Annotated in this window: 8 protein-coding genes and 1 pseudogene; all 9 read right to left on the reverse strand. The window is 71.1% G+C overall.

Going from position 1 to position 10,346, the window contains the following annotated elements; all coding sequences use genetic code 11:
- A partial coding sequence (locus G6020_RS05445) for an enoyl-CoA hydratase-related protein (protein WP_347238314.1) occupies positions 1–229 on the reverse strand: 229 nt, incomplete at its 3' end.
- A 1-nt stretch (position 230) separates the two neighbouring features.
- On the reverse strand, positions 231–1,412 hold the full coding sequence (locus G6020_RS05450) for an acyl-CoA dehydrogenase family protein (protein WP_179525932.1): 1,182 nt from the start codon (positions 1,410–1,412) through the stop codon (positions 231–233).
- Positions 1,413–1,417: 5 nt separating this feature from the next.
- The gene (locus tag G6020_RS05455) at positions 1,418–3,493 is read right to left on the reverse strand and encodes a biotin carboxylase N-terminal domain-containing protein (protein WP_182609924.1); all 2,076 of its coding nucleotides are present in this window, start codon (positions 3,491–3,493) and stop codon (positions 1,418–1,420) included.
- Between the two features lie 11 nt (positions 3,494–3,504).
- Positions 3,505–5,103 carry a carboxyl transferase domain-containing protein gene (locus G6020_RS05460; protein ID WP_182609925.1) on the reverse strand — a complete coding sequence of 533 codons (1,599 nt, stop codon included), beginning with the start codon at positions 5,101–5,103 and terminating at the stop codon, positions 3,505–3,507.
- The gene (locus tag G6020_RS05465) at positions 5,100–6,278 is read right to left on the reverse strand and encodes an acyl-CoA dehydrogenase family protein (RefSeq protein WP_182609926.1); all 1,179 of its coding nucleotides are present in this window, start codon (positions 6,276–6,278) and stop codon (positions 5,100–5,102) included. Before G6020_RS05465 ends, G6020_RS05460 begins: the two co-directional genes overlap by 4 nt.
- Positions 6,275–8,101, reverse strand: coding sequence for an acyclic terpene utilization AtuA family protein (locus G6020_RS05470; RefSeq protein WP_182609927.1), 1,827 nt, complete (start codon positions 8,099–8,101; stop codon positions 6,275–6,277). The genes G6020_RS05465 and G6020_RS05470 overlap by 4 nt, the downstream gene beginning before the upstream one ends.
- Positions 8,098–8,919: a TIGR03084 family metal-binding protein gene (locus G6020_RS05475; RefSeq protein ID WP_179525937.1), complete on the reverse strand. Its 822-nt coding sequence runs from the start codon at positions 8,917–8,919 to the stop codon at positions 8,098–8,100. The genes G6020_RS05470 and G6020_RS05475 overlap by 4 nt, the downstream gene beginning before the upstream one ends.
- Positions 8,920–9,032: 113 nt before the next feature.
- The gene (locus G6020_RS05480; protein ID WP_179525938.1) at positions 9,033–9,740 is read right to left on the reverse strand and encodes a hypothetical protein; all 708 of its coding nucleotides are present in this window, start codon (positions 9,738–9,740) and stop codon (positions 9,033–9,035) included.
- Positions 9,741–9,885: 145 nt separating this feature from the next.
- Positions 9,886–10,346: pseudogene (locus G6020_RS05485) on the reverse strand (hypothetical protein); the annotation flags it as partial.

Raw genomic sequence — 10,346 nt, forward strand, 5'->3', positions numbered from 1 at the left:
TGAGGTCGGCACCGGCGCAGAAGGTCCCGCCGGCGTGACCGAGGACCACCACGCGGGCACCGTCGTCCGCGGCCGCCCGGTCGAGCGCCGCGTGCAGCTGCTCGACCAGGGCGCTCGAGATGGCGTTGCGGTTGTGCTGCGAGTCGAGGGTCACGCGGGCGGCGCCCCCGGAGACCTCGTAGCGCACCAGCACCGGAACACCCACGGTCTGATCGTCCGCCGCGGCCACCTCAGTAGCTCCTCGGCAGCCCGAGCGAGTGCTGGGCCACGTAGTTGAGGATCATCTCCCGGCTGACCGGGGCGATGCGGGGCAGGCGAGACGCGGCGAGCATGCCGGCGAGTCCGTACTCCACCGACAGCCCGTTGCCGCCGAGGGTCTGGATGGCCTGGTCGACGGTGCGGGCGGAGACCTCTCCGGAGGCGTACTTGGCCATGTTGGCGGCCTCGCCGGCGAGGTCGTCCAGGCCGGCGTCGACGAGCGCCGCGGCCTTGCGCATCATCAACCGGGCCAGCTCCAGCTCGATCTTGCACTGGGCGAGGGGGTGGGCGATCCCCTGGTGGGCGCCGATCGGGGTCTTCCACACGGTGCGCTCGTTCGCGTACTTCGTGGCCTTGTCCATCGCGTAGCGGGCGGAACCGATCGCCATCCCGGAGGCCATGATGCGCTCGGGGTTGAGGCCCGCGAAGAGCATGAGCAGCGCGGTGTCGCCGTCACCGATGAGCGCGTCCGCGGGCAGGCGCACGTCGTCGAAGTACAGCTGGAACTGCCGCTCGGGCGTGCGCACCTCGGTGGGGATGTGGGTGCGCTCGAGTCCGGGCGCGTCGGTGGGCACCATGAACAGGGCCGGCTGGAGCTTGCCGCTCGCGGCGCCCTCGAGTCGGGCCACCACGAGGATCGCGTCGGCCTGGTCGACTCCCGAGATGTAGGTCTTCTGCCCGCTGAGCAGGAAGTCCGAGCCGTCCCGGCGTGCGGTGGTGGTGATGGCGTGGGAGTTGGACCCGGCGTCCGGCTCGGTGATGGCGAACGAGGTGATGATCTCGCCCGAGGCCAGGCCTGGCAGCCAGCGCTTCTTCTGCTCCTCGGTCCCGAAGCGGGAGATGATCGTGCCGTTGATGGCGGGCGAGACCACCATCATGAGCAGCCCGGCGCCCGCGGCGGAGAGCTCCTCCTCGACCATCGCGAGCTCGGTCATGCCGGCCCCGCCGCCTCCGTACTCCTCGGGCAGGTTCACCCCCAGCAGTCCGAGCCTGCCCGCCTCGGTCCACAGCTCGTCGGTGGTCTCGCCGGCGTCGGACTTCTCGCGCATGTACTCCATGCCGTATCGCGAGCCCAGGTCGAAGGCGACCTTGCGGAGTTGCTTCTGCTCCTCGGTGTCGACGACGGGGTTGGGGATCTGAGAGATGTCGGTCATCGTGGTCACTCCTGGGGGGTGGTGGTGTCGGTGCTGGCGGGATCGGTGCTGTCGGCGTCGGTGCTGTCGGGTTCCGCGACGACGGCGAGGATGGTGCCGGTCTCGACCTGGGTGCCGACCTCGACGGGCAGCTCGGTGACGATGCCGTCCACGGCGGCGGAGATGGTGTGTTCCATCTTCATGGCCTCCATCCACAGCAGCGGCTGGCCGGCGGTGACGGTGTCCCCGACGGAGACGGCCACCCGGATGACCGCACCCGGCATGGGGGCGAGCAGCGAACCCGCGGCGACCTCCGCGCCGGGATCGGAGTACCGGGGCGGTTCGATGAGCGGGACCGGTCCGAGTGGCGAGTCCACCTCCACGACGGTGTCGGAGCCCACCACCTCGTACCGGGCCACGGAGAAGGTGTGGCGCACTCCCCTGACCTCGAGGTCCACCGAGTCGGGGCGGACCTGTCCGACGCGGACGACCTCGGCGAGATCGCCGTCCGCGTGGGCGCCGGAGCGGTCGCGGATGTACGCCACCTCCAGCTCGTCCTCCCCGAACCGGTAGGTCCGCCTCTGGAGCGTGCGGCCGACGTTGCGGAAGCCCGCCTGCGCCAGCGCCACCGGCCCGGCGGCGTGGTCGGCGGTCCCGGACACGATCGCGGCGGCCAGCGCGGAGATCGCCACGGCCTCGTCGTCGGCGAGCGGGGCGGCGAGCGCCTGCGCACCGTGATCGTCGAGGAACGCGGTCGACAGGTTGCCGGCGATGAACTCCGGGTGGCGCAGGACCCGGACCAGCTGGGCGCGGTTGGTCGTCAGGCCGTGGATCTTCGCCCGCGTCAGCGCGCCGGCGAGCGAGGCGCAGGCCTCGGAACGGGTACGGCCGTAGGAGATGACCTTGGCCAGCATCGGGTCGTAGTGCACGCCGATCACCGCGCCGTCCGCCCCGGGTTCGACACCGCTGTCCACCCGGATGCCCGGGCGGTGCGGGCCCTCGAAGGTCGAGCAGACGCCGGGGACGTCGAGCGCCCACAGGGTTCCGGAACCCGGCGTGTAGTCGCTCGCCGGGTCCTCGGCGTAGAGGCGGGCCTCGAACGACCAGCCGTGGGCGGCCGGGGGTGTGGTGGACGGCAGGGGAAGGCCCGCCGCCACGTCCAGCTGGAGCGCCACCAGGTCCAGTCCGGTCGTGGCCTCGGTGACTGGGTGCTCGACCTGGAGGCGGGTGTTCATCTCGAGGAAGAAGAACTCGCCGTCGTCGGTGGCGAGGAACTCGACCGTGCCGGCGCCGGTGTAGCCGATGGCGACGGCGGCGTCACGGGCCGCCTTGTAGAGCGCTTCCCGCATCCCCGGCGTCCGCTCCACGAGCGGGCTGGGGGCTTCCTCGATGACCTTCTGGTGGCGACGCTGGATCGAGCACTCCCGCTCGCCCACCGCCCACACGGTGCCGTGGGAATCGGCCATGATCTGGACCTCGATGTGGCGGCCACGCTCGAGATAGCGTTCGCAGAACACGGCGTCGTCACCGAAGGCGGACTTGGCCTCCCGCTGAGCACCTGCGATCTCGTCGTGCAGCGAGTCCAGCGTGCGGACCACTCGCATACCGCGACCGCCGCCACCGGCGGAGGCCTTGACCAGCACCGGGAGCATGTCCTCGGTGACGTCGGCGGGCTCGAGGTCGGTGAGCATCGGGACGCCCGCCTCGCCCATCATCTTCTTGGCCTCGATCTTGGAACCCATGGCCTCGATGGCGGCGACCGGCGGGCCGACCCAGGCCAGGCCGGCGTCGATCACGGCGCGGGCGAACCCGGCGTTCTCGGAGAGGAAGCCGTAGCCGGGGTGGATGGCGTCGGCTCCGGCGGCACGGGCGGCCTCGATCACGAGATCGCCGCGGAGGTAGGTCTCTGCGGGGGTGTTGCCGGGGAGACGGACGGCGGCGTCGGCCTCGCGGGTGTGCGGGGCGCCCGAGTCGGCGTCCGAGTAGACCGCCACCGTGGTCATGCCCAGGGCGCGGGCGGTGCGGTGGACACGGCGGGCGATCTCCCCGCGATTGGCGACCAGGACCGAGGTGATCGGGGCTGGGGTGGGTGAATTCTGCATGGGTGTGTTCCTCACATCCGGAAGACGCCGAAGCGGTCGGTTCCGGCGACTTCTCCGGAGTGGATCGCGGACAGGCTGAGACCCAGCACGGTCCGGGTGTCGCGGGGGTCGATGATGCCGTCGTCGTAGAGCATCCCGGACAGGAAGGCCGGCAACGACTCCTTCTCGATCTGGTCGGCGATCATGGTCTTGAGACCGTCGATCGTCTCCTGGGTCATCTCCTCGCCCCGGGCGGACGAGGCGGCGGCGGCCACGGACGTGACCACGTCGGCGAGCTGCTGACCGCCCATGACGGCGGACTTGGCGCTCGGCCAGGTGTAGAGGAACCGCGGGTCGAACGCGCGGCCGCACATGCCGTAGTGCCCGGCACCGTAGGAGGCGGCGGTGATCAGTGACAGGTGCGGGACCTCCGAGTTGGAGACCGCGTTGATCATCATGGCGCCGTGCTTGATGATGCCGCCGCGCTCGTACTCGGAGCCGACCATGTACCCGGTGGTGTTGTGCATGAACAGCAGCGGGGTGTCGTAGCGGTTGGCCAGCTCGATGAACTGGGTGGCCTTCTGCGCCTCCTCGCTGAACAGCACGCCGCGGGCGTTGGCGATGATGCCCACGGGGTAGCCGTGGATCTCGGCCCACCCGGTGACCAGGCTCGCCCCGTAGAGCGGCTTGAACTCGTCGAAGTCGGACCCGTCCACGATGCGCGCGATGATCTCGCGCGGGTCGAAGGGGATCTTGAGGTCCTCCGGGACGATGCCGAGGAGATCCTCCGCGCCGTAGAGCGGCTCGATGACCTCGGCTCGCGGGGCTCGTCCCGACTTCGACCAGTTGAGCCTGCGGACGATGCCGCGCGTGATGCGTGCGGCATCGGCCTCGTCGAGGGCGTAGTGGTCGGCGAGTCCCGAGACGCGGGCGTGCATGTCGGCGCCGCCGAGGGTCTCCTCGTCGGCGATCTCACCGGTGGCCGCCTTGACCAGCGGGGGTCCGGCGAGGAACACCTTCGAGCGCTCCTCGATCATGACCACGTGGTCACTCATCCCCGGGACGTACGCTCCGCCGGCGGTGGAGTTGCCGTAGACCACGGCGATGGTGGGGATGCCGGCCTTGGACAGGCGCGTGAGGTCGCGGAACAGCGCGCCTCCGGGGATGAACACCTCCTTCTGCGTGGGCAGGTCGGCGCCACCGGACTCGACGAGGCTGATCACCGGGAGCCGGTTCTTCATGGCCACGTCGTTGAGGCGGAGGATCTTGCGCAGCGTCCACGGGTTGGACGTGCCGCCCTTGACCGTGGGGTCGTTCGCGATGACCAGGCACTCCACGCCCTCGACCACGCCGATCCCGGCCACCACGGAGGCGCCGGTCTGGAAGTCCGAGCCCCACGCGGCGAGAGCGCACAGCTCGAGGAAGGGCGACTCGCGGTCGAGAACCATGTCGATCCGTTCCCGGGCGGTGAACTTGCCGCGCTCGCGGTGGCGGGCGACCTTGCTCTCGCCGCCGCCGGCGAGCGCGGGTTCGAGATCGGCGGTGAGCTGGGTGAGTTTGTCCTCCATCGCGGCTTTGGCGGCACCGAACTCGGCGCTGGTGGTGTCGAGCGTGGAACGCAGGATGGTCATGCGGTGTACCCCAAACGTCGTCCGGCGAGGGTGGTGAGGATCTCGGTGGTGCCTCCGCCGATGCCCAGGAGGCGGACATCGCGGTACTGGCGGCTCACCTCGGACTCGGCCATGTAGCCGAGACCTCCGAAGAGCTGGAGTGCTTCGTTGGCGACCCACTCCGCGCACTCCACGGCGGTGTTCTTGGCAAAGCAGACCTCGGCGATCGCGTCGTGCCCCGCCGCGGCCAGGTCCACGCACCGGTGGGTGTAGGTGCGGGCGACGTCGATACGGCGGGCCATCTCGGTGACGGTGTTCTGCACGGCCTGCCGGGAGAGCAGGGGGCGGCCGAAGGTCTCACGCTCCCGCACCCAGTCCAGGGTGAGGTCGAGGCATCGCTGGGCGTGGGAGTACCCCTGGGCGGCCAGCGCCGCGCGTTCGCCCACGAAGCCGATGGCGATCTGGGCGAACCCGTCGTGCTCGGCGCCGACGAGGTTCTCCACCGGCACCCGGCAGTCGGTGAACGTCAACTCGGAGGTGTCCGAGGCACGCCAGCCCAGCTTCTCCAGCGGGGCGGAGCGGTGGAAACCGGGGGTGTCGGTGGGGATGACGAGCAGGCTGACGCCCGCCGCTCCCTTCAGGTCGTCACCGCCGGTGCGCACGGCGGTCACCACGAAGTCGGCGCGGGTACCGGAGGTGATGTACGTCTTGGCGCCGTTGACGACGTAGTGGTCGCCGTCCCGGCGGGCGGTGGTGGTGAGGCGTCCGACGTCGGAACCGCCGCCGGGCTCGGTGATGGCCAGGGAGCCGATCAACTCGCCGGCGAGCGTGGGCCTGACCCAGCGCTCGATCTGGTCGGGTCGGCCGGACTGGGCCAGGTGGGGGGTGGCGATCCCGCAGGTGAACAGCGAGGCGAACACGCCGCCGGCGACGCCGGCCTCGTGGAGGGCCTCGCAGACGATCAGGGAGTCACGCATGTCGCCACCCCCGCCCCCGACCTCCTCGGGGAACGAGACACCGAGCAGGCCCAGCCGGCCGGCCTTCGCGTGCAGCTCGCGGGGCAACGCGCCCGCGGCCTCCCACTCGTCCTGGTGGGGCAGGATCTCGCGCTCGGCGAAACGGGTCGTGGTCTCGCGCAGGGCGAGACTCTCCTCGGAATACCAGGGATCCCCCGGTACGTACGGCGGGATGGTCACGCGTTCTCCTCTGCGGGGGCCGGCTCGGCGGGTGCCGTGGCGGCGGGTACGGGGGCGGCGGGTACGGGGGCGGTGATGTCGTCGGGCACGTCGATGAGGCGGGAGCGGAGCCACTCGGCGAGTCCCTTGGCCTGGGGGTCCCAGCGGTAGCCGTGGGCGACGCCCTTGCCGAGCAGTCCGTCGATGACGAAGTTCACGGCATTGATGCGGGGAAGTTCGTATCTCTCGACCGGGAGGTCGGCGGTCTCCGGGAGCAGGCGACGCAGCTCGTCGACGGTGAGGGTTTCGCGCATCCAGCGGTAGGCCGCCGCGTCTCCGGCCCACAGACCGATGTTGGCGGTCCCGCCTTTGTCTCCCGAGCGGGCGCCGAGCACGTCCCCCAGGGGCCTGCGCGTGGTGGACGCCGTCGACCGGGAGGACGGGGACAGCGATGCACCCTCGGCGTCGAGGCCGTCGGAGGCGTGACCGTCGCCCATCTCCTCCGTGTGTTCCGGAGGCGCGATGTCCACCCGGGTTCCGTCGGGGAGCACCGCGACGTGCGGCACCTTCTCCTGGTCGAGGTAGGCGGGGACGTACACGCCGTACGGGCCGCCGCGACCGGGGGGCGCGCTCGGCGTGGCACCCGGGTAGCTCGCCAGGATCATGGCCACCGCGGCGTCGGAGAACGCCCGGCCCACCACGTCGGAGTCCGGGTCCCAGGCGACGACGGTCAGCAGTGCGGTCGCCGCGGCCTGGGTGTCGGCGTCCGCGTGGTCCGTGCGGCTGAGGCGGAAGTCGATCTCCGCCGGACGGGTGGCGAGGCCGGCGAGGATCTGGCGCTCGACCAGTGCGGCCTTGTCCTCGATGTCCAGCCCGGTGAGCAGGAACGTGACCTCGTTGCGGAAGCCACCGAGGCACGTCACCGACACCTTGGTGGTGGCGGGGGCGGTCTCGCCGCGCACCCCGGAGATGCGGACGCGGTCGGGGCCCTCCTGCTCGAGGCGAGCGGTGTCCAGGCGGGTGACGACGTCGGGCCCGCCGTAGCGCGCCCCGGTGACCTCGTAGAGGAGTTGGGAGGTGACGGTGCCGACCGTCACCGCTCCCCCGGTCCCGGCGTGCTTGGTGATGACGGAGGTGCCGTCGGAGGCGATCTCGGCGATGGGGAAACCGGGGGTGACGGGGTCGGCGATCTCACCGCGGTTGAAGAAGGCGTAGTTGCCGCCCGTGGCCTGGGTCCCGCACTCGATGACGTGCCCCGCGACGGTGGCGCCGGCGAGGGCGTCGAGGTCCGTCCGGGTCCACCCGAAGTGGCTGATCGCCGGACCGACGATGACCGAGGCGTCGGTGACGCGACCGGTGACGACGATGTCGGCACCGGCGTCCAGACAGCGGGCGATCCCGAAGCCCCCGAGGTAGGCGTTGGCGGTGACCGGGAAGCCGGCGTCGGCCGGGATGTCGAGTTCCGAGACCCGGTCGATCAGGTCGTCGCCCTCGACGTGCGCGACCCGCGGGGACAGCCCCAGCCGCGATCCGAGCTCGACGACCGCGCCGGCCAGGCCGGCGGGGTTGAGACCGCCCGCGTTCGCGACGATCCTGACGTTCTTCTCCAGCGCCAGCCCGAGACAGTCCTCGAGCTGCCGCAGGAAGGTCTTGGCGTACCCGAGCTCCGCGTTCTTCATCCGGTCGCGGCCCAGGATGAGCATGGTGAGTTCGGCGAGGTAGTCGCCGGTGAGGACGTCGAGTTCGCCCCCCTCGAGCATCTCGCGCATCGCGGAGATGCGGTCACCGTAGAAGCCGGACATGTTTCCCACGCGCAGCGGCGCGGCGAGGTTCCTCACGGTCATGCCCGCGCCCCCTCCTCGCGGCCGCCGCCGGGCAGGCCCGCGAAGACCTGGGCGATCCGCAGCCACTCCTCCGCGTCCTCGCCGACCGCCTCGAGGGCGGTGTCGGCGCGGTGGACGCGCTGGGTGACCAGCAGGCAGAAGTCGAGCACCGGTCCGGTGACTCGCTGCTCGGCGTCGGCCGGGCCGAACTCGAGGACGGTGCCGTCGGGCAGGGTGAGCGCGAGGTGGACCTCCGAGGACGGGGCCTCGAGTCCGTTCATCAGATACGCGAAGCCGCGGGTCTTGAACCCCAGACGGGCCACGTGGGGCAGCGCCGCGATGAAGGCCGGGTCGGAGTCGAGCGGGATCCCGACGGCGTCGGCGACGTCGATGCCGTGTGCCCAGGTCTCCATGATCCGGGCGGTCGTCATGGACTTCGGCCGCATCGGCGGTCCGAACCACGGGACCTGGTCGCCCGGATCGGCGGCCTTGAGCGCGTCCGCGAGTTCTCCCCGGGCCAGGCGCCACCGGGCGAGCACCTCGTCGCGGCCGGTGGCGGCGATCTCGGCGGCACCGGCGTCCACGAAACCGGTCGGATCGGCCATGGCCGTCTCCACCACACCCTGGAAGGCGTCCGGATCGGTGATGGCGGTGACCGAGACCTCGTCGGTCCAGGCCAGGTGCGCGATCTGCATGCCCACGTCCCAGCCCACGGCCGGGGTGTCCAGATGCCAGACGTCGGGACCGGCGGTCTCGACGAGGTCGTCTAGTCGGGCGCTGAGCGCGGCCAGGACCGCGTGCGGGTCCTCCGTCGCCGAGGGCCGGATGTTCGTCTGCATGGCATCAGACTCCCACCGCGCCTCGAATAAAGCAAGCATGCTTGCTTGCTTTTTTGGCACGGCGTTCTCCCGGTGCGGACCGGGAGGATCACCTCACCCGCCGTCGCGCGGGGTCACACCGGGCACCCCAGGGTGTAGTTCCACTCGGTGCCGTTCCGGGGGGCGTCTACCTTCACCGTCATCGATGTCGACACACCGGGGGGCACGTCGATCCATACGTGCCAGTCTCCGTTGGTTCCCACGTAGCCCGGGGTGGTCCACAGCACGGTTCCGTCATAGGCCACCTCGACGAAGTCGGGCACGTAATAGGTCTCCAACCGCAGCAGTACCCGGCCGCCGCCGCTGCGGCCGATCTCATGCCTGTTGGTGAAGATGCCCTGCCGCCCGGAATTGGTGAAGGTGTTGCACGGCGTGACCGGAGCCAGGACCACCTGGGTCGCCGCGAGGACCCGATCCCACCCCACTTCACCGCGCGACGCCCTCTCCGCGAGGGTCATGATGTCCTGCGAACCCCCGGGGATCCCCTGCACCACCCGGAACACATCGAGGATCTCTCCACTGCGGATGTTCGCGATCAGTTCGTTGAGATTGGCCAGGGACCCGTTGTCCAGCGCTCCCCGGGCACCCGGGTTCATCCCCTCGATGATGGCCTCCAACTCCTGCACACTCCCGGCGGCGTCCCCGAGCTCGCTGCCGAGTTCGGCACTGGAGGGGGACCCTGTCTGGGCGGTGGCGACCGGCGCCCCGACCGCGACCACAGCCGCGGCCATCAGCGAGGTGGCGGCGACGACCGGGACTCTGGCGATGATCGAACGTGTCATGCGGACTCCTCGTAAGACGACCGCACGGGACGTGCGCCCGGCGGGCCCGGACGATGGACGGTCTCCACCGACGCTAGGCAGCCGAGGCGCAGGGGTCTGTCCTACGTTCGCTCCATGTCCGCCGGTCCGGGCCTCGCGACGAGCCTCACGGTCCGAACTCGAGGAGTTCGCCGGGGATCGACAGACGGACGGAGGCCAGGTCGGCCCCGAGCCCGCTGTCGAGCGGCACACCACGCGGGGGGCGCGCCACGAGGTTGACGGCGCGGAGGTTGGGCAGCAGGTAACGGCGGGTCTCCATGCCCTCCAGCGCGGGCAGGAGTTCGCGGAAGCGGTCGATCGTGAGCTCTCCGGCCAGCCACGCGAACGCGGAGTCGTCCCAGGTCCAGACCGCGATGTTCACCCCTCGGCCGACCACGCCTCGACGCACGCTCGCGACGGAACCCAGCACGGACGTCACCGGCTCACCACCGGGCACGGACCCCCGCGACCACGGGGTGGGCAGCTCGCCGGGCCCGATGTCCGCGGTCTCCACCGGGACGGGCACCGCGACGCCTTCACCGCCCGGGAGGACGACGGTGTGTCCGGCGTCCGCCTGCGCCAGCGGGC

This window comes from Dietzia sp. B19, assembly GCF_014145155.1.
Taxonomy (GTDB): Bacteria; Actinomycetota; Actinomycetes; order Mycobacteriales; family Mycobacteriaceae; genus Dietzia; species Dietzia natronolimnaea.